At 60.8% G+C, this 25,553-nt stretch carries 23 protein-coding genes; 5 read left to right on the forward strand and 18 right to left on the reverse strand.

All coding sequences use genetic code 11. From position 1 onward, the window contains the following. Window positions 1-40 precede the first annotated feature (40 nt). The 12 genes from PPRO_RS10990 to PPRO_RS11045 all read right to left on the reverse strand — a co-directional run bounded on the left by PPRO_RS10990 (window position 41) and on the right by PPRO_RS11045 (window position 11,275). The gene (locus PPRO_RS10990) at window positions 41-1,048 is read right to left on the reverse strand and encodes a YhdH/YhfP family quinone oxidoreductase (RefSeq protein WP_041532275.1); all 1,008 of its coding nucleotides are present in this window, start codon (window positions 1,046-1,048) and stop codon (window positions 41-43) included. A gap of 100 nt (window positions 1,049-1,148) precedes the next feature. Beyond that, a complete protein-coding gene (locus PPRO_RS10995; RefSeq protein ID WP_041532751.1) occupies window positions 1,149-1,739 on the reverse strand; it encodes a TetR/AcrR family transcriptional regulator in 591 nt (196 codons plus the stop codon). A 333-nt stretch (window positions 1,740-2,072) separates the two neighbouring features. Then, entirely contained in the window at window positions 2,073-2,591 is a 519-nt protein-coding gene (locus PPRO_RS11000) for a DUF4405 domain-containing protein (RefSeq protein ID WP_011736084.1), read from the reverse strand. Window positions 2,592-2,711: 120 nt separating this feature from the next. After that, a complete protein-coding gene (locus tag PPRO_RS11005; RefSeq protein WP_011736085.1) occupies window positions 2,712-3,188 on the reverse strand; it encodes a hypothetical protein in 477 nt (158 codons plus the stop codon). 70 nt (window positions 3,189-3,258) lie between these two features. Next, entirely contained in the window at window positions 3,259-4,818 is a 1,560-nt protein-coding gene (locus tag PPRO_RS11010; RefSeq protein ID WP_232286642.1) for an efflux transporter outer membrane subunit, read from the reverse strand. Between the two features lie 6 nt (window positions 4,819-4,824). After that, a complete protein-coding gene (locus tag PPRO_RS11015; protein WP_011736087.1) occupies window positions 4,825-6,783 on the reverse strand; it encodes a MacB family efflux pump subunit in 1,959 nt (652 codons plus the stop codon). 2 nt (window positions 6,784-6,785) lie between these two features. Further along, window positions 6,786-7,985, reverse strand: coding sequence for a macrolide transporter subunit MacA (gene macA, locus PPRO_RS11020; protein ID WP_011736088.1), 1,200 nt, complete (start codon window positions 7,983-7,985; stop codon window positions 6,786-6,788). Between the two features lie 60 nt (window positions 7,986-8,045). Then, on the reverse strand, window positions 8,046-8,384 hold the full coding sequence (locus tag PPRO_RS11025; RefSeq protein WP_011736089.1) for a PDZ domain-containing protein: 339 nt from the start codon (window positions 8,382-8,384) through the stop codon (window positions 8,046-8,048). After that, complete coding sequence (locus PPRO_RS19545; protein ID WP_011736090.1) at window positions 8,384-8,959, reverse strand: Spy/CpxP family protein refolding chaperone; 576 nt, start codon at window positions 8,957-8,959, stop codon at window positions 8,384-8,386. Before PPRO_RS19545 ends, PPRO_RS11025 begins: the two co-directional genes overlap by 1 nt. A 30-nt stretch (window positions 8,960-8,989) precedes the next feature. Next, window positions 8,990-9,298 (reverse strand): hypothetical protein, encoded by a 309-nt coding sequence (locus PPRO_RS11035; RefSeq protein ID WP_049759703.1) that lies wholly within the window; start codon window positions 9,296-9,298, stop codon window positions 8,990-8,992. Window positions 9,299-9,528: 230 nt separating this feature from the next. Next, the gene (locus PPRO_RS11040) at window positions 9,529-10,350 is read right to left on the reverse strand and encodes a signal transduction protein (protein ID WP_011736092.1); all 822 of its coding nucleotides are present in this window, start codon (window positions 10,348-10,350) and stop codon (window positions 9,529-9,531) included. Between the two features lie 442 nt (window positions 10,351-10,792). After that, on the reverse strand, window positions 10,793-11,275 hold the full coding sequence (locus tag PPRO_RS11045) for a Spy/CpxP family protein refolding chaperone (RefSeq protein WP_011736094.1): 483 nt from the start codon (window positions 11,273-11,275) through the stop codon (window positions 10,793-10,795). 183 nt (window positions 11,276-11,458) lie between these two features. Between PPRO_RS11045 and PPRO_RS11050 the strand changes: the two genes are divergently transcribed. Next, a complete protein-coding gene (locus PPRO_RS11050; RefSeq protein ID WP_011736095.1) occupies window positions 11,459-12,940 on the forward strand; it encodes an ATP-binding protein in 1,482 nt (493 codons plus the stop codon). Continuing rightward, window positions 12,941-13,609, forward strand: coding sequence for a response regulator (locus PPRO_RS11055; protein ID WP_011736096.1), 669 nt, complete (start codon window positions 12,941-12,943; stop codon window positions 13,607-13,609). It abuts the gene before it with no gap. A 186-nt stretch (window positions 13,610-13,795) separates the two neighbouring features. Here PPRO_RS11055 and PPRO_RS21870 read toward each other — a convergent pair whose 3' ends face one another. Further along, on the reverse strand, window positions 13,796-13,966 hold the full coding sequence (locus PPRO_RS21870; RefSeq protein WP_011736097.1) for a DUF362 domain-containing protein: 171 nt from the start codon (window positions 13,964-13,966) through the stop codon (window positions 13,796-13,798). A gap of 193 nt (window positions 13,967-14,159) precedes the next feature. On the opposite strand from PPRO_RS21870, the gene PPRO_RS11060 reads away from it, so the two are divergent. Further along, complete coding sequence (locus PPRO_RS11060) at window positions 14,160-15,422, forward strand: acetate kinase (RefSeq protein ID WP_041532278.1); 1,263 nt, start codon at window positions 14,160-14,162, stop codon at window positions 15,420-15,422. A 90-nt stretch (window positions 15,423-15,512) separates the two neighbouring features. Here the strand turns inward: PPRO_RS11060 and PPRO_RS11065 are convergent, their stop codons facing one another. After that, window positions 15,513-16,310, reverse strand: coding sequence for a tetratricopeptide repeat protein (locus PPRO_RS11065; protein ID WP_011736099.1), 798 nt, complete (start codon window positions 16,308-16,310; stop codon window positions 15,513-15,515). A 148-nt stretch (window positions 16,311-16,458) separates the two neighbouring features. Here PPRO_RS11065 and ptsP point away from each other — a divergent pair, with 148 nt between their 5' ends. Both ptsP and PPRO_RS11075 read left to right on the forward strand, forming a co-directional pair. Next, complete coding sequence (ptsP, locus tag PPRO_RS11070) at window positions 16,459-18,804, forward strand: phosphoenolpyruvate--protein phosphotransferase (RefSeq protein WP_011736100.1); 2,346 nt, start codon at window positions 16,459-16,461, stop codon at window positions 18,802-18,804. Window positions 18,805-18,985: 181 nt separating this feature from the next. Then, entirely contained in the window at window positions 18,986-19,600 is a 615-nt protein-coding gene (locus tag PPRO_RS11075; protein WP_011736101.1) for a hypothetical protein, read from the forward strand. A 77-nt stretch (window positions 19,601-19,677) separates the two neighbouring features. Here PPRO_RS11075 and PPRO_RS11080 read toward each other — a convergent pair whose 3' ends face one another. The 4 genes from PPRO_RS11080 to PPRO_RS11095 all read right to left on the reverse strand — a co-directional run bounded on the left by PPRO_RS11080 (window position 19,678) and on the right by PPRO_RS11095 (window position 25,492). Beyond that, on the reverse strand, window positions 19,678-21,132 hold the full coding sequence (locus PPRO_RS11080) for a DUF342 domain-containing protein (protein WP_011736102.1): 1,455 nt from the start codon (window positions 21,130-21,132) through the stop codon (window positions 19,678-19,680). A 181-nt stretch (window positions 21,133-21,313) separates the two neighbouring features. Beyond that, window positions 21,314-22,504: a vWA domain-containing protein gene (locus PPRO_RS11085; protein WP_011736103.1), complete on the reverse strand. Its 1,191-nt coding sequence runs from the start codon at window positions 22,502-22,504 to the stop codon at window positions 21,314-21,316. Window positions 22,505-22,520: 16 nt separating this feature from the next. Then, window positions 22,521-23,360, reverse strand: a complete 840-nt coding sequence (locus PPRO_RS11090; RefSeq protein ID WP_011736104.1) for an AAA family ATPase — start codon at window positions 23,358-23,360, stop codon at window positions 22,521-22,523. Between the two features lie 290 nt (window positions 23,361-23,650). After that, window positions 23,651-25,492: a UbiD family decarboxylase gene (locus PPRO_RS11095; protein ID WP_041532279.1), complete on the reverse strand. Its 1,842-nt coding sequence runs from the start codon at window positions 25,490-25,492 to the stop codon at window positions 23,651-23,653. Window positions 25,493-25,553 lie beyond the last annotated feature (61 nt).

Genomic DNA, 25,553 nt, shown 5'->3' on the forward strand with positions numbered 1-25,553 from the left:
GCCCCAGGAATCAGACGGGAAAGCAGATCGGGAAAGAGTGTCAGCTTTCCAGCAGGTTGACCACCACGCGTCCCGTGATGCCTCCCCGCAGAATCGCCGCAATCTCCTGCTCCAGTCCCGCCAGCGTGCACTCGCGAATCATCCGCTCCAGATGGGCCGGTTTCCATTCCGAGGCCAGCCGTTGCCAGAGTTCCTGGCGGATGTCGTAAGGGCACTGCACCGAATCCACTCCCAGCAGGCTCACCCCCCGCAGGATGAAGGGATAGACGTTCATGTTCAGTTCAGTCGAACCAACCAGGCCGCAGCAGGTGACCGTACCGCCGTAGCGGGTTGATTTCAGCACCGCGGCCAGGGTCGCTCCACCGACCACGTCCACGGCGCCCGCCCATTTCTCGGCCAGCAGCGGCTTCTCCGCGAATGCGGTCACCTCGTCACGGCTGATTATACGGGCAGCCCCCAGTGCGGTCAGGAACTCCTCATACCCGCTCTTGCCGGTGGAGGCCACCACCCGGTAGCCGGCACGACTCAGGATGGCGACCGCCATACTGCCGACACCGCCGGTGGCGCCGGTCACCAAGATTTCGCCAGCTTCGGGATGCACGCCGGCCCGTTGCAACCGGAGCACCGACAGGGCAGCCGTCAGGCCTGCGGTGCCCAGGGCCATACTCTCCCGAAAGGTCAGGTTTTCGGGCAACCACACCGCCCAGGAGGAGGGAACGCGGATGTACTGACCAAAACCGCCATCGGTCTCCATCCCCAGGTCATAGCTGGTCACGATCACCCGGTCTCCGGCTGAAAAAGCGCCGCTGTCGCAGGAAACTACCTCCCCCACGGCGTCAATGCCGGGAGTGTGGGGAAAGTGGCGGGTAACGCCGGGGTGCCCCGTGGCTGAGAGTGCGTCCTTGTAGTTGAGTGAGGAGTAGTGGACCCGCACCAGCAGGTCCCCCTCGGGCAGGTCAGCCAGGGAACGCTCCCGGATGGTGCGCAAAAACCGTTTGTCAGCCGTCTTTTCCACCACCAGCGCCCTGAATTTCATGTCTTCACCCATGTCCGGCTCCTTGTGTATGAATTAGACCAGTCGTCTAGACTGGCGGCGATTACCACGACCGGGGACGTCATGTCCTTGTCGGACTGCCGACCGGGCCGCTCTACTGCTGAGAACGAAGCACCGTCGCAAACAGGATCTGGATGAAATCCCGGATCGGTTGCGGCGACTTCATCACCTTGGCCCGCAGGATGGCCCCCTCCCACCCGGAGAGGATGAAACAGGCCAGAACCTGGGGGTCAACCTCTCCCGACAGTTCACCCGCCGCCTGCGCCTCCACCAGACAGGCGGCGAAGCGTTCCTTCCAGGAGGTGAAGATCTGGTCCAGGCGGGAGCGGAACCGCTCGTTGCTGTCCGCCAGTTCCTGCCCCAGATTGCCCACCAGACATCCCCTGGTACAGAGGTTCTGCTCCAGCCGCACAAGGCCGCTCTCCAGATAGTTGCGGATGCGGTTGAGGGGCGTCACCTCTTCATCAGCCAGGAAGGTTTCCAGTCGCTGGTCATAGCGCTCGGCAAAGTGGTCGATCACCGCCAGGCCGAACTCCTCTTTGCTCTTGAAGTAGTGGTAGAACGATCCCTTGGGTATGCCGGCTTCCCTGAGCACCGCGTCGATTCCGGTGGCGTTGTACCCGTTGCGGCTGATCAGGTCGGTGCCGATCTTGACGATTTCGCTTCGTGTATCTCGTTTTGCCATGGGCATAAAATAGACTGGGCAGTCTAACCTGTCAAGGAAATCCCCCGGAAACGGCATCATCCCCCGCCTGCTGGACGCTCTGGAAACGATCGGCTGTTCCCCCTGGGGGTTCAAGGTGGAGCGGCATTCCCCGACCGCGCCTCCGCTGCCGTTGATCACTGTAAAAGGATGGTGCAATTGATGGGGTTGGGAATCGGCTTCATCTGGATGGGGCTGGAGGGAGAGCAGAACGCCAACGACAAGTTGAAGGGGGGCGCCAGAACCTGCCCCTGCCGCCAGGGGCACGACAGCGACACAAAAGCTGCGCCCCCCGGCGGCTGGAGGGATTCAGCCTCAGAGGCTGTTTCGCCGAACAGGATTCCCCCGTGGGCCGTGCGGTCCGCGTGCGTTGCCACCCTCCCCCTGCCCCCCCATGGACAACAGCTCTTGGGTAGAAATGGCGCCGTCATGGTTGCCATCCAGCCTGTTGAGCGAGTCAGCAGCAGCGGAGACCTCGTCAGCATCGATAAGCCCGTTTCCGTTCAGATCAAATGTCTGTACAAGCTGGTTCGGTCTACCCTGTTTGCCACCGCCCCCTGTTCCGGCATACAGGACAACCAGTGACAGGATGATGCCGCCACATACCGCGAGTATGGCCGAGCGTTCACGGAAATGACTCAGGAAGGACCGCCAGTTGACCACCAGATGGATGACCGCCGCCAGCGTAAAGACATAGCCGATCCATTCGTGGAGCGCCTTGATGCCGCCGTTTTTTACATGGAATGCCATCAGGATTCCGGTGACCCCCACGACGAGAAAGGTTACGGATGTTATCGGGCTGATCCATGTTCGATTCAACAGCCTGTTTTTCATGAAACAATTCTCCTTGTTCCGATATATTCACGCCTAAGGTGCTGTCATGTTGACAAAAAGAAAGACGCGCGGACGGACCGAATGGTTACATTTTTCGTCCCCGGAGAATCAGTTTTTCCGCTAGCTGATGGTCGCCGCCAGGAGCATCCTGATCTGGCTGGACACCTCAATCATGAAATCCGAGTTTTTCTTCCTCAGTTCATCACTCAGCTGGGATTCGTCATACCGGGCCAGCACGCTGATTTCGTCCACGGTGAAATTACGCTTCAACCCGGCGGTAATCATGCGCTTCATGATGTCCGGGGTCAAGTTCACCCTGATGCGATTGAGCGCCTTTTCCCGGTCGGATTCGGCAAGCGACGCCGGCAGCTGCTTTTCAATGGCTGAGTAGACCGATGCCGACATCAGCTCGGGCGGGTTTCGACCAAGGTAACTGCTGATCGCCTCATCCAGCGCCCTTCTGTCGTCATCTCGCTCGAGCAGGGAACCGCCGCCCTGGGTCACCAGAACGACCCTGGGCTGGCTGGCATGGGCAATGCCGCCCCCAGCGGCAGCAAGGGAAAGACCGATTACCACAAGGCATGCACTCTTCTTCATTTTCTCCTCCTCGTTTGCCACGGTCTCAGCGCCGGAACACGCTTCCGCGGCAGGTCCACACAGATGCCGGTCACTCTTTATCCCCGGATGTCGCCGTCATGGCTCCACCCAGGGCCTGGTAGAGGGTCATTAGATTCTTGAGCCGGTTAAGCCTGTTCTCGACCAGGGAGTTCTCGGCGCTGCGCCGGCTCTCCTGGCCGTCCAGCCAGAGTTGCAGCTCCGTGGCCCCGGCGCGATAGCGGACCTCGGCCAACTCCTCGGCCTTTCTGGCCAGACTCAGCGACTCCTCCAGGCAGCTGTTTTCCTCCTCGTACTGGACGCGGCCGGACAGGGCGTTCTCCACGTCACTGAGGGCCGCGTAGAGCGTCTGACGGAAGTTGACCACGGCCTCCTCATATTCCGTCTTTGAGATGGCCACGTCAAGCTTCATGGTGTTCCACTGGATGAACGGCAGAGTCAGACTCGCTCCCAGGGCGGCATAGGGGTTCTGCAGAAAACTCAGCAGGCTGGTGCTGCTCGTGCCGAGCGTTCCGGTGAGGGAGAAGGCTGGATAGTAGCTGGCGCGGGTGTAATCAACGTTGGCCAGGTATTTCCTGAGCCGCTGCTCCGCCGCCCGCAGGTCGGGACGCCTGCCCAGCAGACTGGCGGGGAGATCGGCACTCACCGCCGGGAGCGGGCCGGCGGGCAGGCGCTCACGCTCGGGCACACTGTTCTGAGGGGCCTGGTCGAACAGTATGGCCAGGGCATTGCGCGCCTCCGTGCGCTGCCGGATGAGATCGGTCAGTCCGGCGCGCTGGCTGGCCAGGGTCTGCCGGGCCTGGACCAGATCCAGGGAGGAGACGGCGCCGGCGTTGTATTTTACCTCCACCAGATCCAGGCACTTCCGGGCATAGGCGATGCTGGCTTCGGTCGTAGCGATGCGCTCGTTCAGATAGGCGATCTGCCAGTAATCCTTTGCTGTCGTGGCGATCAGAGACAGGGCCGTGCTCTGGCGGTCGGATTCGGTGGCCTCGGCCTCCCAGCGGCTGGCGTCGCGGTTGCTGGCCAGCTTACCCCACAGGTCCAGCTCGTAGCTCACCGCACCGGTGACACCGCTGGATTCGCTGCTGGTGTGCCGCTTCAGGTCGCGGCTGACGCTGCTTGTGGCCTCGACAGTCACCGTGGGGGTTATGTTGGTATCGGTCAGCCGGGAGTTGAGCTGGGCACGGCGTACCTTGATGGTCGCCGCGGCCAGGTCGTTGTTGGTGGTGAGGGCCCGCTCGATCAGGCTGTTCAGGGTCGGATCGTTGAAATCGCGCCACCACCTTTCACCATTGGCCACCGCCGTGCCGCTGGTGGTCTCCCCCTGCCAGCCTTGCGGCAGGTTCACCTCCGTCCTGCTGTACTGGCTACGGGGAAGCAGGCCGCCGCAGCCGCCAAGCAGGAGCGTTGCCGCCAGGAGGAAGAGGGCCACCGATCCCCGGCGCCACCCTGGGGAGCAGGCAGGCCGCCGAAACGGTTTGTGATCGGTTTCGAGCACCCCCTTGCCGTGACGTTCAGGCCAGGTATCACACACCGGCTCGGCGGGCAATTCCACCATGGGGGGGCGGGTTACCCCCGATGTCCGTATGGAATAGAAAAAGTCGTTCATAGTGACCTACTCCCTGGCCAACGCTTCGATCGGGTCGAGACGCGCCGCGTTGCGTGCCGGCAAGAAGCCGAACAGGATACCGATGATGCTTGAGCAGAGAAACGCCGATACGATCGAGGCCAGGGAAAACTGCATGGCAAAGCTGGAGACGAACAACGGAAAGAGCAGCCCCACCCCGTAGGAGAGCAGGATGCCGATCAGGCCGCCGATCAGGCAGACCAGCACCGATTCGATCAGGAACTGCTGCAGGATGTCGTCCTGCCGGGCGCCCACGGCCAGGCGGATGCCGATCTCATGGGTCCTTTCGGTGACCGAGACCAGCATGATGTTCATGACCCCGATCCCCCCCACCACCAGCGAGACAACGGCAATGGCCGAGATCATCAGGGCCATGGTGGAGGTGGTCTTGTTCACGGTTTTCATGATGGTGTCGCTGCTGTTGGTGAAGAAGTCCTTGCGGCCGTGGCGCTGCGTCAGGAGCTTGATGATGCTCTGCTCGGCGATCTGGTTGGAAAAACCGTCCCGGACCCTGACCGTGATGGAACTGAAATACTGCTCTCCCAGAAGCCGGCTCATGGCGGCGCTGTAGGGAATCCACACCTCCAGGTTCTGGCTGCTGCCGAAGGGACCATCCTTTTCCTTGGTCACGGCCATGACCCGGCAGGGGAGCGAGCCGACAAAGAGCACCTTGCCAACCGGATCAATGTCTTTGAAGAATTTCTTTCTGGTGTTCTGGTCGATAACCACCACCTGGGCCTGGCGCTTGATATCATCGGAACCAAAGGGGGCGCCCTGTGCGGTCTTGTATCCCTTGACACGGAAATACTGTTCCCCCACGCCGCTGACCGTGGCATTGGCCGTGATGTTGTGGTAGCGCAGGAGCTGGGTGCCGCCGGTGGAGGGGGTCGTGCTGTCCACGTAGACCTGTGCCTTCAGCGCCTCCAGATCGGCAGGCACCAGTGTCTGGATATCGGCGGCATCCTCATCCCCCCAATCCTTACCCGGATTGATATCGATGACATTGGTCCCCATGGCGCTGATATCATTGATCACCTTCTGGCGGGCGCCCTGACCCAGCGCCACGACGGAGACCACCGAGGTGATGCCGATGATGATCCCCAGCATGGTCAGAAGCGTCCGCATGCGGTGGGATGCCATGGCGATCAGGGCCATCTTGAAAGCCTCGGCGAAGCGCCCCCAGTTGGCCTGTAAAAAGGTGGCGTCTTTCTCCGGCAGTCTCCTCTGGGGCAATTTCTCCTTTGCAGCCGTTTTCACGGCTGGGTTGCACTGGTCCCGGACAATCTCGCCATCGCTGATCTCGATGATCCGCTGGGCGTGGCTGGCCACCTGCATGTCATGGGTGACCAGGATGATGGTGTGCCCCCGGTCGTGCAGCTCATGGAGAATGGTCATCATCTCCTGGCCGCTCCTGCTGTCCAAGGCACCGGTCGGTTCATCGGCCAGTATCAGGTCGCCGCCGTTCATCAGCGCCCGGGCAATACTCACCCGCTGCTGCTGGCCGCCGGAGAGCTGGTTGGGGCGGTGGTCGCAGCGATCCCCCAGGCCAAGGCGGCGGAGCAGCTCGATGGCCCGCGCCCGCCGCTCCCCCTTGCGCATTCCGGCATAGACCGCCGGTATTTCGGCGTTCTGGGTGGCGCTCAGGTGCGGCATCAGGTGGTAGCGCTGGAAGATGAAGCCGAAGTACTCCCGCCGCAGCCTGGCCAGTTCGTTTCCCGAGAGCCGGCCCACCTCCATGCCGTTTATGCGGTACATTCCCTCGCTTGGCCGATCCAGACAGCCGAGGATGTTCATCAGGGTGGATTTTCCCGACCCGGAGGCGCCCACGATGGCCACCATCTCGCCGCTGCGGATGCTCAGGTCGATCCCCTTCAGCACCGGGATCTCCTCTCCTCCGGTGACAAAGCGCCGCCCCACCCCCTGGAGTTCTAGTAATGGCCGTTCCATGCTCAGCGCCTCCCGCCCGGGGGAGCGCCCATGGCGCCGGATGCTTCCGTTGCCGGAAGCGTCGTGCTGTCACCCACCACCACCTTCTCCCCTTCGCGCAACCCCTCCAGCACCTGCACCTGGACGTTGTTGGAGATGCCGGTGCGGATGGTTCGCTCCAGAGCTTCTCCATCTTTCAACACCCTGACCCGGTAGCGGTTATCCTTAAGCTTCTCTCCCAGGGCCGAAACCGGGATGCAGAGCGCCTGTCGGACTTGATTGAGGAGAATGGAAACCTGGGCGGTCATGGAGACCTTAAGCCTCCCGGCGGGATTGGGCACCTCGAACAGGCCATAGTAATAGATTGCCGAACTGGAGCTGGAGCTGCTGCTGGAACTAGAACTGCTGGTACTGCTGGAAACCGGCCCCGGTTCGATGGCCCGCAGCTTGCCGTAGTAGCGCGTGTCGCTATCGCCCAGCAGGGTGAAGTAGGTCGTCAGGCCGGGCCTGACCCGGTTGACATCCGCCTCGGAGATCTTGGCCTTGACGGTCATGGTATCAAGGGTGGCCAGGGTTATGATGGTGGTGGAAGACTGTGTGGAAACCACCGTCTGCCCCTCCTCGGTATCAATGGAGATGACAATCCCATCGATGGGAGCGCTGATGTGGTGGTAGCCCAGGTTGGCTTTTGCGTTATCCACGGCGATTCTTGCCTTCCTGATCTGGGCATCCAGGGCGGAGATGTCACAGCCTGTGCTCTCCAGCTGGGCCTGGGCGCTCTCCAGGTCCGACCTGGAGGAAGCATCCTGTGCATTCATCCGGCTTTGGCGCTTGAAGGCCAGCTCGTACTGTTTCAGCAACGCCTGCTTGGAGCGTTTCTGGGCGGCCAGGTTCACCACCTCCGCCTCGGCATCCATGAGGGTGTTTTTCTGAAGCACCGGATCGATCTCGGCCAAAAGCTGTCCCTTTTTCACCCGGTCGCCAAGTTCGACGTGCAGGGTCTGCAACTGGCCGGTCACCTGCGACCCCACCTCGACGGTCTTGAACGCCTTGACGATGCCGGTGGCAAGGACGCTCTCTTCCAGGTCCATCCTGACGGCATCGGCGGTAACAAAGGTTGCCTTTGGTTTGCCGAAGAACAGCTTCTTGACAGCCAGGCCGGTTCCCAGCAGGACCAGGAGCACAACGGTTCCGATAATGATCTGTTTTCGCGACATATTCATGGTGTCATTTCCGTTTTGTTTCTACAGTCGCCCGCGAATAGTCAATGGCGCCAGGAATTCTCAGGCAGGCCAGTACTCTTCAACGTAGGGAATCGTCACGAACCGCCAGGCGCTGACTCGACGGAACAGAATCCTGATCGGATCCCTCGATTCACGCCCGACCAGGGACCCTTCCAGGTCGTCGAACGTCCTGACCGGCAGGCCGTCCACCTCGGCAATGATATCTCCGGAGGCAATGCCGGTCAGATCGGCGACACTTCCCAGCCTGACCGTGGCCACGATCAGCCCCTGATCAGTCTCCATTCCGCTTCGCTGCGCGGAAAAACCGTTGATCCGGCTGATAACCATACCCAACACATCCAGGCTTGCCGCCCTCCTGTCAGGGCATACAAAATCCACTACCAACCTCCCTCATCCGCGGCGTCCGGGTGGCGCGGCCACTCTCCCCCGCAGGGTGGCGGAGGCATGTGGCACGGACCACATTCATCGGCGCAGCAGGGGGCGGGGCCACGGCCACCACGGAAGGGTGGCGGGAATTTTTCCGCCTCTGCCCGCTGTTCAGGCGTGAGCAGGGCGTTGATCCGACTCCTGACTCTGGCCCGGGAAACAGTCAGCTCCACCTCTGACTGGGCCACCTTGCTGGCGATGTTACGAAATGCGGTCTCGTCAAAGGCCTCGCTTTCTTCGACCACCCGAAGCTGCTTCCGAGACTCCGCCAGATTACTGAGCAGCTTCGAGCTGTTTTCATTCTCCTTAATCATAAGCGCCCTGATCTTCGTCTGCTGCTCAGCGCTCAACGAAAGCCGACGGGTCATCCGGCAGAGCAGCGCCTCAGGAGGTGGAGCCATCACCTCGTCCGGTTTCGGACAACAACCGCCACGAGGGCCATGGCCGTCACTGCCCGCCGCACCCGCGACGCCGGCCGCGGCCATTACAGCCAATAGCAGAACAGATGTGAGTAGTTTTCGTTTCATCCGAGTATCTCCTTACCTATCGCATTCACCCTACCACCCCGCGGGAGCATCACTCGTGCCATGCCCCCCTCCCGGTGGTGCGGGCGGTGGCCCCTCGGGAACCGCTGCAAGCTGCCCCTCAAATTTCCGGCAGGTTGCCTTGATGCTTGATCCCTGGGGAGTGGTGACCGTCACCGCATCTCCCTCATCCTTGTTCGCGCAGGCATCGAATGCCTCTTGGGGAGGCTTTCTCCCTCTGCTTCCTCCCGGCCGCGGACCGCCATCGCCCCAAGCGGCAACCGGAACCAGGATGGCAAGCAGACAGAGCGCCGTCTTTCTGTTCAACCGGTTTCGTTGCATATCCTCAGTACCTCCTTTGCATGTGTGTCGTGGCCGAAACAGCGGAATACCACGCACGCCTTCGAGAACATCGCCAATCTCCAGTCAAACCATAGCGGGTGAATGTGATGGAAATATGTAACAACCAAGGAGAAACCGTATCAGCTGACAGATACGCATCCACGAACCTGCTATAAAAAAAGACCGCCTCCCGGGGGAGGCAGTCTGAGCGCAATTCCTTGTGCAACGGATCAGCCGGTGACACTGATCAGAGATTCAGTGCCTGACTTGGTTTGGGACGTATATGACCTGGAGAGTTGATCCAGCAGCGTCTGCAACTGGGCAATCAGGTCAGTGCTGGAACCGCTGATCGAACTCAGCGAGGATGTACCCGTTGTCTGCTCATCCTCATCCTCCGCAGGAGGTCCCATGGCCATGCCACCCGGCGGAGGCGCGGGTGCAAAGCCGCTCTCGTCCATGAACGATTTCAGTTCGTCGCTACCCAGCGAACCATCGCCGTCACTGTCGTAGGACGAAAACGTATCCTCGTCCACCGAGATACTCTGGCCGGTCATGCTGTTCAGGTTCTGAGCCAAGGTCTTCAACTCGTCCAGAGAAACACCGCCACTACTGTCGTTATCCACCGTGCCGAAGAATCCGTCACCTTCGTTGTTCGATGCCGATGTTGACACACCCATGGACTGAAGCTGGGACAAAAGGCTCTGCAAACCGGAGATGATCGAAGCGAGCGTATCGTCCTCTTCTCCCGTATGTTCCGAATAGGTCGTTGCCGCCTGTTCCGCGCTGGGAGGTGGCGGCGCCATGCCTTCCATGTCCAGGGGAGGCTTAGTGCTGTCCAGCACGGCATTCAGTTCATCTTCCGACAGTGTTCCGTTTCCGTCGCTGTCGTACTGTGCGAAAGACTCCTCGCTCGCATCAAGGTTCGATTCGGCTATCATTTCCGACAGCGTCTGCAATTCCGACCGGGAAACGTCGTTGCTGGCGTCACTGTCAACTTTCTTGAACAGGTCAAATACAGTACTGCTTGTGCTGATACCGCTGATAGTACTCATGATATGACTCCTTGCAGGTTTCAGTTCACAGGTTTAGGCTGTTCCGATGCATGTATGATGACACCTCGATCAGTCGGTGTCACCGGTGGCTTCCACAGAAGAGGTCCGGCCTGTTTACGCACATCGTTTTCGGGTTCCGCCATCACCCCCAGAGCGTCCACTGCATGCGGACGGTCCAGCCGGCGACGGCGCTCAGCGTCCATGGTTTCATGCCCGTGTACCCCCTTTCGAACACGACATGACGGACAGGTTGCAAGCGGTGAAAGGGCATCCTTCTCTTGGCAGGGGAAAGATGAACCCAGTTGAAGGCGTTTAATTGTAAGAGAACAATGGGGAAGAAATGTGAAAAAAACGAGGAAAGAGGCTCTTCCCCTGGCCAGGCGGGAAGAACTGGGCGCCAGACAGACGAAGGGTGCAGGTCGGTTGACACGCCAAAGCGCAGTCAGACGCTGGCAAGCCTCCCCGGAGGGAGCGCGGGACACTGGTTGATCTCGGAACGGAGAAACCTGACCATCTCCTGCTGTTCCGGAGTCAGGAGGGCATGTATCTGACAGTGGGCCTTGATGCGGAAGACAGTCAACTCCGCGTCGATCCTGGCCTGACCAGCGGCAAGATCGCGCACAGCTTCCTCGTCGAAGGTCATGGCCTCGGCAGCCTGCATCAGACGGTTCCTGTTTTCATCCACCTTATCCAAAAGCGGCCTGACCATCTCCATTTCGGCATCGATGATGGCATTGATCCTGTTTTTCTGATTGCTGCTCAACCTGAGCACCCGTGACATGCGCATGAGAAAATTGCGCAACGACAGTTCGGCATCCACCATGAGGTCACCGCCCCTCCCCGTACCAGGCCCCGCCAAGGCTCCACCAACAACGATGGCCGCCACCAGGGGAGTCACCGTACGCACATTTCGCCTGTTTGCCATATTCCGCCTACCCACACTATCAATTGGGGAGTAATCCAATTTTCCCTGTACAGCTGATACCGCCGGGGTGTGGACGAATTATGGACAAAATGTGAAAAGTTCACCCCGGACAACAGAGCCCATGTCCCTATACATCCAGCTGTGATACAACTACGCCATTCTTTAGCGAAGGAACGACTCGCCATGAGGCTCGGCGTAACCCACAAACTGTTTCTTGCGATCCTGACGGCGGCCGGACTCGCGGTGATCTGCTCCGCGCTCATCATGCAGTGGAGGCTCAACCGGGGGTTTAACAACTACCTGAATTCAATCGAAAAAGCTGGGATTTCCCGCCTGGCCGCCACACTGGAGAAGAGCTACGGCACGGAGCGGAGCTGGGGGTCCCTGGCCAGGAATCATGAGCGCTGGCGACAGCTGGTTATCTCCTCGTTTCCCATGATCCCCCTGGAGGAGATTCCCCCCGGGGATCAGATGCCGCCGCCTGCAGGCATGCCTCCCGGCGCCCCGGAAGAACACACCGACCAGAACAGTGCTCGCCCCCACGGGCTGCTGCCGCCTCCCATGGCCCGTCGTTTCGACCAGCGCCTGTACCTCCTGGATGCGGACAAAAGAGTCGTGGTCAGCAGGGTCATGGCTCCGGACGCAAGCAGGGCGACCCCCCTGCGATACCGGGGAGCGGTGGTGGGCTACCTGGGGATCATGCCGCGCACACGCCCATTCGCCGACGAGCCCCAGCGGCGCTTCATCAGGGACCAGGAACAGGCCCTGACCCTGACGGCTGGGGTCGTGGTACTCCTGGCAGCCATCCTCTCCCTACTCATGGCCAGACGACTGGTTCGGCCGCTGCGGGAACTGGCCGCGGCAACCCATCGTCTGTCGTCCGGGGTATTCTCCGTCCGGGTGCCGATCAGTTCTCGAGACGAACTGGGGGAGCTTGCCGGCGACTTCAACTCCCTGGCGCTCACCCTGGAGAAGAACGAGGAGAGCCGGCGCCAATGGGTCGCCGACATCTCCCATGAACTGCGCACCCCCCTGGCCATCCTGCGGGGAGAAATCGAAGCGATCCAGGACGGCATCCGCCAGCCGACACCGCAGACGATCCAGTCTCTCCATGGGGAGGTGCTGCACCTGGGGCGACTGGTTGACGACCTGTACCAGCTCTCCATGTCCGATGTGGGTGCGCTGACCTATCGCAAGAGCGAACTCGACCTGGGGGATCTGCTCTCCGAGACCGTTGCAGCGTTCCGCCCCGAGTTCTCCTCCAAGGGGATAACCATCGTGGAGAGCATCAACGACACAGCAGGCACCACCGTTTTCGGCGACCCGGAACGCCTGCGCCAGCTCTTCACGAACCTGCTGAAAAACTCCCTCAAATATACCGATGCCGGTGGCACGCTTATCGTGCGCCTGCAGGCGAACGGGGACATGGCAACGGTGGATTTCCAGGATTCCCCCCCCGCCGTTCCGCCGGCGGAAATGGAGCGACTGTTCGAACGGCTCTACCGGGTGGATTCCTCCCGCAACCGCTCCACAGGTGGGGCCGGCCTCGGCCTGGCAATCTGCCGCAACATCGTTGAAGCACACGCCGGATCGATAACAGCCCGGCCATCTTCCCTGGGCGGATTATGGATACGGATCGAGATTCCGAGGAAAGGAACCAACTAGATGAATGGAAGCGTACTGATTGTTGAGGATGAGGAGAAGCTGTCGTCGCTTCTGCACGATTACCTGTCGCAGTCCGGCTTCGAGACGCACCGCTTGAGAAACGGCCTGGACGTGGTTCCCTGGGTGCGCGAACGGAACCCGGACCTGATCCTGCTCGACCTGATGCTGCCGGGGCGGGACGGCCTGGAGATATGCAAGGAGATCCGCTCCTTTTCATCGGTGCCGATCATCATGACCACGGCCCGGGTGGAGGAGATCGACCGACTGCTCGGCCTGGAACTGGGGGCCGACGATTACATCTGCAAACCGTTCAGTCCCCGTGAGGTGGTTGCGCGGGTCAAGGCGGTCCTGCGCAGAACCGATGGGGGAACGACCATCAAGGCCTCCGGACTGACTTTGGATGAATTGCGCCTGCGGGCCGTCCTGAACGACCGGGACCTGGAACTGACCGCGGTGGAGTTCAAGCTGCTGCAGTTTTTGGCCGCCAACCCCGGGCGCATCTACAGTCGCCAGCAGTTGATGGATCGCATCTATCCTGACGAGCGCATCGTTTCCGACCGGACCATCGACAGCCACATCAAAAAGCTGCGCCGCAAAATCGCCGTTGCCACCCCCGATGAGGAGCTGATCCATTCCGTGTACGGTGTGGGTTACAAGTTTGAACGCTGAGGTGATACCACGGAGAGAAGAAAAACGCCGCTCACCCCAGACGGGAAAAAAAGCGGGATGACCAGAAATAATGTTTTACAAGCACCTGAATATATTCAGCTACATAACGGTTAACAGCCATCGGCAGAGCACACAAAAAAGCCCGTGCGAACACGGGCTTTTCGATGCATGATGCGATGGTACGGCTTAGTGACCCAGAATAGCATTTACGGGACAGGTGTCCACGCAAGCGCCACAGTCGATGCAGGTATCAGCGTCAATTACACGCTTACCGTCCTGCTCACTGATGGCGTTTACCGGGCAGGAATCATCACATGCTCCACAGTTGATGCAATCGTCATTAATGGAATGTGCCACGGTTTCACCTCCTTGTAGGATATGTCTTCTTGGATCGAAAACAGTGGTTTGTTTACCATGCCCCCCAGCGAATGTCCAGAAAAAAAACAGCATCAGAACACAGGCATACTGTATACAATTGGAGTTGCAAACCTGTTGAATAATACTTCGCTTTGTTGTATACAATTGAAAGTTTATTTCAGGAGGATACAACGTGATAATAATGGCTTTAAACTGCGGCAGTTCGTCGGTCAAGTACCAGCTTTTCGATTGGAATCAGAAAGCGGTCGTGGCCAAGGGTATGGTTGAGCGGGTCACCATCGATGATTCCTACATCGTGCATGAGGTCCCCGGGCGTGAGGTGTACAAGGATGAGCACAACTGTCCCACCCATCAGGCCGCCATCGACCTGATCATCAGGACGGTCACCGATTCCGAGCAGGGCGTCATCAAGAACGTCTCCGAAATCGCGGCCGTCGGCCACCGCCTGGTGCATGGCGGAGAGAAATTCACCTGTTCCGTCGTAATCGACGAGAACGTTCTGGAGACGGTCAAGGAGTGCCAGCACCTGGCGCCGCTGCACAACCCGCCCAACATCGAGGGGGTCCAGGCTGCCCGTGCGCTGCTGCCCACCGTTCCCCAGGTGGCGGTCTTCGACACCGCCTTCCATCAGACCATGCCGGAACAGGCCTACATCTATCCGGTTCCCTACGAGTGGTACCAGAAGCACCAGGTCCGTCGCTACGGCTTCCACGGCACCTCCCACCTGTACGTCGCCAAGCGCGCGGCGGCCCTTTTGGGCAAGAAACCGGCCGACACCAACCTGGTTACCCTGCACATCGGCAACGGCGTCTCCCACTGCGCCATCAAGAATGGCATCTCCATCGACACCTCCATGGGGCTCACCCCGCTGGAAGGGGCCATCATGGGCACCCGTTGCGGCGACATCGACCCGGCCATCCCGCTGTTCATCATGCAGAAGGAGGGTTTGAACGCCAAGGAGATCGACACCATCCTGAACAAGAAGAGCGGCATCATGGGCATCACCGGCCGTTTCTCCGACCGCCGCGACGTGTCCCATCATGCCGAGACCGGCGACAAGCTCTGCAAGCTGGCCATGGACATCGAGGCCTACCGCATCAAGAAGTACATCGGCGCCTACATGGCTGCCGTGGGCAAACTGGACGCAGTCGTCTTCACCGCCGGCGTGGGCGAGATGAGCGTTGAGACCCGCGAGATGGTTCTGGAAGGAATGGAGCATCTGGGGCTGATCCTGGACAAGGAGCGCAACAAGGTGCGCACCCGCAAGAAAGAGACCCTGATCACCACCGACGACTCCCCGGTCAAGGCCTTCGTCATCCCCACCGACGAGGAGCTGGTCCTGACCGAGGATGTGGCTGCCATCCTGAACGGCACCTACGCCGACCACATGAACTTCGAGTACTCCTTCTCCCGGCCGGATTTCGTACGCAAGTAGTCCGGACACTAGACAGGTCACACGGAAAAGCCGGCGTTAACGCCGGCTTTTCTCGTTTCAGACCGATTTCATGCGACTGCTGTGGCAGCCTTACCCCTTCAGTTCCTCTTTCAGCCCCTCGATCACCGCCTTGACCTCGGCGACCATCTCGGAGGCACTGGGGGACTTCTCGTACTCCAGGTAGCGCTGGAAATAGCGCACCGCATCTTCAAGCCGCTCCTGGTCCATGCAGATGCTGCCCAGGGTCAGATAGGCCATGCTGAAGCAGGGGTCCAGCCTGACCGCCTGGCAGCATTCCTGCTCGGCCTCTTCCAGTTCATCCATGTCATAGTAGAGCTCCCCCAGATTGAAGTGCGCCGCCGGATCATCCGGATCGATCTCGACCCCCTTGCGGTAGGCATCAACGGCACCCTGCACGTCGTCCCCGCCGTAGAGGGCGTCACCGAGGGCATTCCAGGCGAACACGTTGCGGGGATCGCTCTCCAATGCCTGGCGGAAGCAGGCGATGGCCTCGTCGCCGCGGTCCAGGCTCGAGTAGACCAGCCCGATGCTGACCAGAACGTCCATGTCGCCCGGTTCAAGCTCCCGCACCCTGGTATAGCTGGCAATGGCCGCCTCGTGCTGTCCGGACTCGAACAGCAGGTCGCCCAGGGTCGTCAGGGCATCGGTATCGTCGGGGGCGATGGCCAACCCCTCGCGGTAGGCGACAATGGCCTTGTCGATATGGCCATCCTCGGCCAGGGCATCTCCCAGATAAAAGAAGCCGTCGGGGTTGTCGCGATGGTTGCTGGTATACGCCTCAAGCACCGTGCGCGCTCCGCGCGCATCTCCCGACTCCAGCAGGTTGATCCCCTCGATGATGGCATCAGCCGGTTTTACTTCACACATATTTCTCTCCTCCATTGGGCGCCGTGTAATGTCATCCGAAGATAGCAGACGGTCCGGTGTATTTCCACCCCTATCGCTACGCAATGCTTTTCTTTCAAAAAAATGTACTCTATACTCCGACATAAAAAACATGCCATTGGATCGTTTTATGAAAGAGAATCAGCACTCCATAGGGTTACGCACCCTGGAAGATATCAGCGCCATCATCCTGCACTCCCACAACCTCCAGGAGACTCTGGACAATATCGTCACCATCGTCGCCAAGCGCATGCGAACGGATGTCTGCTCCATCTACCTTTTGGAACTGGACAGCAACACCCTGGTGCTCAAGGCCACCAAGGGCCTTTCAAAGTCATCGGTCAACCGCATCTCCATGAAAACCAGCGAGGGGCTCAGCGGACTGGTACTGGAAACGCGCGACATGGTCATGACCGACAAGGCGCCGTCCCACCCCCGCTACAAGTACTTCAAGGAAACCCGCGAGGAGCGCTTCCTCTCCTTCCTGGGGCTACCGCTGTTCGAACGCAACACCCCCATCGGCGTCATCACCATCCAGACCTGCGAACCGCGCAGTTTCAGCGTGGATGAAATCAGCGCCCTGCGCACCATCACGTTCCAGATCGGCAGCATCATCCACAACGCCCGACTGCTGGACTCGATCCAGCGCAAGGAGCAGGAGCGTGCCTGGTTCGAGCAGGAACTGACCAGGGCCAAGGGCGGCGCGACAACGGAGGAGGGCAGGAGCGCGGCAAGCGTCAAGACGGCCGACGGCACCAGGATGCTGCGGGGGACGGCCGTTTCAACCGGTTTCAAGCGGGGCAAGGTCTACATCCTGGACCCTTTCAGCGACAAGGTGGTCAAGGTCGCCAAAGTCGGCACCAGGGCCGAGGAGCAGCGCAAATTCTCGACCGCCCTGGAAAAGGTCAAGATTCAGACCATCTACATGGAAAAGCGGGTCAGCGAAAAGCTCTCCCAGGATGATGCCGCCATCTTCCACACCCATCTGATGATCCTGGAGGACCGCAGCTTTTCCAGCAAGGTCAGCGAACTGATCAACCAGAACCATGGCGCAACCCGGGCCGTGTATGATGTTGTCCAGCACTACATCCAGGCCTTCGGCGCCATGGAGGACCCCTACCTGCGGGAGCGCTCGGCGGACATGGAGGATATCGGCCGCCGGATCATCGACGCGCTGGAGGGGAACGACACCTCGTCGCTGAAGCTCAAGGAAAACCGGATCATCGTAGCTGAGGAGATCTTCCCGTCCCACCTGGCCATGCTGGACCATGACAGGATCATCGGCATCGTCACCGAAAAGGGCAATATCTACTCCCATGCGGCCATCATGTCCAAATCCCTGGGGGTTCCGGCCATCGTGGGCGTCGCGGGGCTGATGGACGCCGCCAACGTCAAGGACCAGATCATCGTGGACGGCACCTCAGGGTTCGTCTACATCAACCCGGACAGGGCCATCATACAGGAATACGAACGTCTGGAGCTGGGCCATGCCAGCCGCCAGAAGGAACTGGAGGGGCTGCGTGACCTGCCGGCAGTCACCAGCGACGGTACGGCCATCACACTCAATGCCAATATCGGCCTGCTCTCCGACGTGCGGGTGGCCACCCTGCACGGCGCCGAGGGGGTGGGACTCTACCGCACCGAGTTTCCCTACATGGCCCGTTCATCCTTCCCCACCCGCATCGAACAAGCAACGCTGTACCGCAAAATCCTCTCCGCCTTTCCCGGCCAGAACGTCAATATCCGCACCCTGGACATCGGCGGCGACAAGGGGCTCCCCTACTTCCCCTGCCCCCATGAGGACAACCCCTTCATGGGGCTGCGCTCCATCAGGCTCTCCCTTGAGCACCGTGAAATTCTGCACGAGCAGCTGGCCGCCATCATGATGGCGGCGGATGCCGGCAAGCCCACGATCATGTTCCCGCTGATCTCCGGTGTCGACGAGATCCGCGAGATCCGGAAGATGCTTGCCGCGGTCGCCGATGAGTTGGAGCAGCAGGGGTATGCCCCGCCCAGGGATCTCCCCCTGGGCATCATGATCGAGATCCCGGCCGCGGTACAGATCATCGATTTTCTGGTGGACGAGGTCGACTACGTCAGCGTCGGCACCAACGACCTGATCCAGTACACCCTGGCGGCCGACCGCAACAACGCGCGGATGAAGCAGTACTACAATCCCCATCACCCGGCGGTGCTGCACTCAATGAAACAGATCGCCGACGCCGCGCGGAGGGCCGGCAAGAAGGCCTCCATCTGCGGCGAGATGGCCTCCGACCCGCTCAACACCCTGCTGCTGATGGGCATGGGCTTCAGCGAATTCAGCCTCTCCGCCCCCAGCATTCCGGTGGTCAAACAGGCCATCCGCGGCCACTCCCTGGAGGAATGCCGCGCCGCTGCCGATGCCATCCTGGCCTGCCGCAGCAACGGGGAGGTGGCAACGGCACTGGCCAGGGCCAACGAGGCCCTGCGGCTGTGAGACCGGATTGGACCCGGCCGGACAGATCGTGACAGGAATTTGTTTTTAATTTCAACGGACGTGGTGTGAGGGTGTGGATGCAGGGATCACGCCGGCGCATGATCGGCTGTTTGACGATGCCAGATGTGAGACCTGAATCAGCCGTTCAAACGGACGTTACATCAACCAGAGGAGGCATGAGATGAAGAATCGTATCGTAGCAATGGTGGCACTGCTGACCGTTGCAATGGGAACGGGCGGTTGTGTCACGGTTTCACCGGAACACGAGGGCGCGGCAAAGGGAGCCGGCATAGGCGCGGCAACCGGCGCCATTGCCGGAGCCGTGCTGGCGGGAGAGGGTTCCCGGACCAAGGGAGTCCTTATCGGCGGACTGGCCGGAGCGCTCCTGGGCGGCGTGATCGGAAACTACACGGTGGACCAGAAGAAGAGCGCCGAAGAAACCACGACTAAATACGACTACAAACAGAGCGACGGAACGGTGGTCAGGATTGAAAGCACCCAGATGACCCCCATCATCCTCAACCAGGGCGAAACCGTCAAACTTGAGGCCACCTATGCCATCATGGCCCCCTCCAGCGAAAACCAGGTCTCCGTCACCGAATCACGGGAGGTGACCCTCAATGGCGAGCTGGTGGCAAACCCGGAGATCACCGTACAGCGCAGCTCCGGCACCTACACCTCAAGCATCCCGCTGATGCTCCCCGCGGATGCCAAGACCGGCACCTACAAGGTCATCACCACCATACGGACGGCAACGGGCAAGGACGCGCGGCAAAGCAGCTTCACCGTCAAGTAACCCTGTCCGGCAGTTACGGGCAGCAGACAGGAAAGCCCGCCTGAAGCGGGCTTTCCTGTCTGCTATCCTGCCTGTCCCTACTCCCCGCGCACCTGGCTGCGCATGGCATGTTCCCTGACGAAAGCCTGCTCGATGTCCGCAGCCCCGACATCCAGACTGGTCATCTCCACGAAACGCACCCCCCCTTCGATGCTGTTCGCGATGGCGCTGAAGGGCCCCTGGCGTTCGTCGACCTTTTCCCTGACCTGCAACCCCAGCCAGAGAAAGCTGTTGTCGTAGAGCATGTCGGTTACATTTATCTTCGCATTGGCCCGTTCATGTGACCGAGTACGCAAGGCCCTGACCTTCTCCATCAGCACGGCCCTCTCCCCGCGCAATTCATCGATCTCTGCGGTCTGGCGCACCTGGGACGTGCGCACACCGTTCCGTTCCAGTTCCACCAGCAGCCGCTCGTACTCGGCACAGTCACGGAAGTCGGCGCCGGCACAGAGCACGGTCTTCACCGATGCGCCGGAACCTACCTTCCTGGTCTGGATACCCCCCAGGGCGGTGCAACTCCCCCCGGCAATGGCGCCACGCTTGACAACAACCCGGCCCAGGGACCTGATTTGACTGTTGTGCAGTTCGACTTCGATATTCAAGTCGCCGCTGCACTCCACATCGGTTTCATGGATGAAGTTGGCGGTGATGGAGCCGCCGCAGACGATCGTCCCCTTCTTCTGGCCGTCCATGCCGCAGAAGACGATATCGCCATCGCTCTGGATGGCGCAGGCGCCGATGTTGCCGTTGACACGCAGCCCCTTGGCGGCGGTTATGCTGAAACCGTCCAGCACATCCCCGCGCACCTCCACATAACCGTTGAACACGATGGAACCGATGCCGAAATCCACGTCGCCGCCAACGATGAACTCCTCGGCAACCGAGATCTCCCCGCCAGCGCAACAGACCCTGCCGGCGGCTTCGGCCACCATGGTTGAGCCGTCCTCCAGCAGGCGGATGTTGCCGCCGATCTTCAGCTTGAGCGCCTTGCCCGGCTTCTGGATGATGGGCTGACCGGTAACGCTCCTGCCGGCTCGTCCGCTCGTGGGCGGGATGACGCGACCGATTTCGTCACCGGGCATGACGTTGATAAATGACTGCACATTGTGCATATCCACACAGACTGATTCGTCGCAGGCGCTGCGAACAACCACCGATTCCCGTGCCGTATACTGGATATGCCCGTCTTCCCCCGCCTCGGGGGGCGTGCCTTCGGCGATGAGCGCCATGGCCAGCGTCTGGCCAGCGGCCGCCCTGGTGACGAAATCGTCGAACGCCTGGGGGATGATTCCCTCCCTGACTCCCGACTGGGCCAGGTACCCCTTCAACTCTTCTGCGGTCATCATGGTGCCCTGCTGATTCGGAACGTAGCTTAAGCGGCACTCCAGCTTGTCTTCGGCAATCCAGACGTACAGGGTGTAGCCAAGCTTCTTGAACTCCCTGCCTGCCCCCCCCTGTGTCGTCGTCGACCGATTTGTCGGGACACTCTCCATACGACTCCTCCTCTCCCCCAGATTCCATGAACTCCAACCACGTTGCCCCTCTCTCCCGTCTCAGCATCGGGGACGGCAGGAGCGTTATCGCCGCGGGCTGATCCGCCCAAGCGGCGGATATGATACATAGTATGCAACATTTTCATGAAAAGAACAGGAGCCGGCGGGAACGCCGTACGGATCAGCGCCTGCCGAGTTGTGCCACGGCCTTTTCCAGGCCGGTGAGGGTCAGGGGGAACATGGGAAAGATCTGGCCGATCATAGCGATGGTCGTGCTGTAATCCCACAGGGAGCTGCATTTGGGGTTCAGCCAGACGCTGTGGCGGAAGCTTGTGGCCAGCATGTTCAGCCAGGTGAGGCTGGTCCGGGTCTGCCTGGTCTCGATGCTGATGCTCCCCTTGATCTGGGTCAGCTCCTCCAGGGCCATGCTGGCATCGCCCACGAAGATCAGGCGGGTCTCCGGGTCGCGGCTCAGCAGACTCTCCACCCGCTCCGGTTGCCGGCGACGCTGGGGGTCGCGCCAGACCCGATCCATGATGGTATTGTGGTAGTAGTAGATGGACAGATCCCGGAACTGGGCCTCGGCATAGTGAAACAGCGCCTGAACGATCTCCACGTAGGGGTCCATGGACCAGCCGCCGTTGTCGATCAAGAGCAGCACGTTGAGCTTGTCCTTCAGCCGGCGGTCGAAAACGATCTCGACTTCGCCGGCATTGCGCATGGTCTGGTAGATGCTCTTGTCAACGTTGACCTGATCCCGGGGGCCCGAAGGGGTCAAGTGGCGCAGGCGTTTGAGGGCCTCGCCCATCTGGGAGCGGGTCAGGGGAGCATCCTGGGAGTAGTCCCGGTAGCGGCGTTCCATGGCGGTCTTTAAGGCCGAGCTCTTGCGCGAGACACCGCCGATGCGCATGCCGCCGGGGCGGCTGCCGCCATGGCCCACCGGCGAGACACCGCCGGTGCCGATCCAGCGCGAGCCGCCGTGGTGGACCCCCTTCTGGTCCTTGAGCCGGTCGAGGAAATACTGCTTCAGCTCCTCGCCGCTTAAGGAAGCCAGTTCCTGTTCGGTCAACCCAAGAGCCTTGGCCAGTTCGGCCGGTTCCTTCAGCCACTCCTCCAGCAGTTGGCGCACCGCCTGATCCAGCATGACTTGGGCCTCGTCCGCGCTCTCGGCCCCGCGGAACAGCTCGGCAAAGACCTGATCATAGATGTCAAAATCACGCTCGCTCTTGACCAGCAGGGAACGGGCCACGGAATAGAAATCGTCCAGGGAGGTGATCAGCCCCAGCCCCAGGGCCTTCTGCAGACGGAGAAAGGCGGTGGGGGTCACCGGGATGCCCCGTTCCCGCAGCGTAAAGAAGAAGGATACAAACATGGCTAGCTCTCCCGCTCTACGCCGTCGTGAACGAGGAAGCCCGCTCAAGGTCGCTGCTCTTCTTGAACAAAACCCCCAGATAGGGGAGCGCCTCATCGGCCAGGGCCTCGAAACGGAAGTCGGGATCGGCCCGCAAGGCGCGCAGCCAGTTGAGCAGCTCGCGGGTGGCCGGCTTCTTCTCAATTCCCTCGATGTCCCTGAGCCGGTAGAAGGCGCTGATGCTGGCACGGGCCAGGTCGTCGCTTAAGTCGGGGAAGTGGATGCTGACGATCCTGCGCATCATCTCCGCATCGGGAAAGGCGATGTGGTGGAAGTTGCAACGCCCCAGAAAGGGGTCGGAGAGGTCCTTCTTGGCGTTGGAGGTGATGATCACCACCGGCCGGCAGCGTGCCTTGACGGTGCGGTCGACCTCCATGATGTCGAACTGCATCTGGTCCAGCACATCCAGCATGTCATCCTGGAAATCGGTATCGGCCTTGTCGATCTCGTCGATCAACAGCACCACCCGCTGGTCGGCCACAAAGGCCTGGCCGATCTTGCCCATGCGGATGTACTCGGAGATGTTCGCCACCTCGCGGGACGAGTCGCCGAAGCGGCTGTCGTTCAAGCGGGTGAGGGTATCGTATTGGTAGAGCGCCTCCACCAGTTTCATGCTGGATTTGACGTTGAGGATCAGAAGCGGCATGCTCAGGCTCTCGGCAATGGCATGGGCCAGCATGGTCTTGCCGGTGCCCGGTTCCCCCTTGAGCAGAAGCGGCATCTCCAGCGCCATGGATACGTTGACGATCTTGGCAAGTTCCTCGTCCAGGACATAGCGGCTGGCGCCGCTGAAGCGTCGGGTGGTCTGGTCCGTCATTGAGTAGCTCCTTCTTCTCGAGTTGTTTCCCCTATCCCTGACCATTCCTGACTGTTCGATCGACGCAGATCCAAAATTAGACCGGTCGTTCTGGTCTCATCCCGCTTCGGCCACCAGGAAGAGCCCCGCGAACGGGGTCACAAGATGCCTTTCTCCCTGAAGAGGAGTATATCGGGCTGAAGATTGATCCGGGGTTGCCGAGCGAAACAGTATCGTGGCACGGGTTCAGGTATATCCTGGGCACAAAATAGACTGATCGGTCTACCAAGTCAAGCGATTTGCGGAGACAGCTATACCAGCCCTTCCAGCGGACCTCCCTTGACCGCCAGGCTATCGATGCGGCGCTCCACCTCGGGGTCATCCTCCAGGGGTGGGGCGTGGAACGGCTTGATGCGCGCGTCGATCACCAGCGCTCCCTGGCACCCCCAGTGACGTCCGCGGGTCAGGCTGCGGATGCCGTACAGGTCCGTTTCCGGGTTGGATCGGGTGAAGGTCACCCAGAGGAAATTGTTCAGCGTGTCAGCCGTAAAGTCACAGTCGTCGCAGATCACGATCAGCGGAAAGCCGTCGAAGCGGTCCCGCTCTCCGTAGAAGTTGCAGAACGTCTCGATCGACGCGTCGCACTCCCCCCTCCCCTGCCGGGACGCCGGCCCCTGGATGGCCAGTATGCCGGGGAGGCAGACCCGGGCTCCCCCGAAACCGGCGGGGAACTCCAGACCGGCCGGAACCTGCTGTCCCAGCACGCGCAGTTGCGGGCCGGCAACGGCGATCACCAGCTTTGAGCCTTGGTTCAGGCCGGAGCCGCTGTAGTCCAGGGTATCGATGGTCGTGGCGGTCTGGAAGTGCAGATGGCAGCGCCAGTCGGCCCGTTCCAGCATATGGCCGAGAAAGGAAGCCACATCGTGGGTGTGCAGATCAGGTGCATCCTCCTGGGCAGCCACGAAGAGATACTTGGCCAGGGAGAGTTGCCCCTGCCCCAGGATGGCATTGGCAATGGTCAGAAGCTCCTGGGGCTGGCGTCGGGGCGCATAGGGGACGTAGCGTTCGCTGGCAATGGCCAGGAGCAGCGGATGCACGCCTGCCGCATCCACGGCATGCACCTCTTTCACCCCCGCCACCACCGTGGGAATCAGCGGCCCGGTCAGTTCGTGGATAAAGGCGCCGAAGCTGGTATCCTCCTGGGGAGGTCGCCCCACGGTGGTAAAGGGCCAGATGGCGTCGCGACGATGAAGGACCTCCTCCACCTGCACATAGGGGAACTCATGGGCCAAGCTGTAGTAACCGAGATGGTCGCCGAAGGGCCCTTCGGGGAGGGTCCTGTCCGGATGCACCAAGCCGCGGATGCAGAAGTCGGCCTCGGCCAGCACCGGCAGCTGCCCCTCCATGCGGGCCATGGGAATGCGCTGTCCCCCCAGCAGGCCGGCAAAGGAGAGTTCCGGCATCCCCTCGGGGAGCGGCATCACCGCGGCCAGGGTCATTGCCGGCGGCCCGCCCACGAAGATGTTGACCTTAAGCGGCTCGCCACGGGCGATGGCTTCGGCGTGGTGGCCGCCGATGCCCCGGTGGATCTGGTAGTGCAGGCCGACCTGCCTGTCCGGCTCGTAGTTGTTGCCGGAGATCTGCACCCGGTACATGCCCAGGTTGGATGACCCGAAACCCGGTTTCGAGGGGTTTTCCGTATAGACCTGCGGCAGGGTGATGAAGGCGCCGCCATCCTTAGGCCAGGAGACCAACTGGGGGAGGCGGGAGAGAGTCGTGCGGCACTCCATCACCGGCGCCCGGGAGGAAAACGTCGGGAGCAGATGCCAGGCAGCACAGGGGGCCTTGAGCAGATCAAGGGGATGTTTGAGGAGGGAAAAGGGATCGACCTTCAGCTCCACCAGGCGCCGGATGTCGTCCAGGGTGTCGCGGAAGATGAAGCGGGTCCGCTCCAGGGTGCCGAACAGGTTGCCCAGAAGCGGAAAGCGGCAGTTGACCGGATTGGTGAAGAGCAGTGCCGGACCGCCCCGCTGGTAGCAGCGCCGCTGCACGGCGCCGATCTCCAGGTTGGGATCCAGTGGCGCCTCGATGCGCACCAGCATCCCCCGTCGTTCCAGATCCGCCACACACTGCTGAAGATTGCGATACCCCACCACTCCTCCCGGATAGATCATTTTCAGAATAATTCACACAGCATTGCCCTATCAAACGGGC

Origin of the sequence: Pelobacter propionicus DSM 2379 (assembly GCF_000015045.1) — a bacterium.
Lineage (GTDB): Bacteria > Desulfobacterota > Desulfuromonadia > Geobacterales > Pseudopelobacteraceae > Pseudopelobacter > Pseudopelobacter propionicus.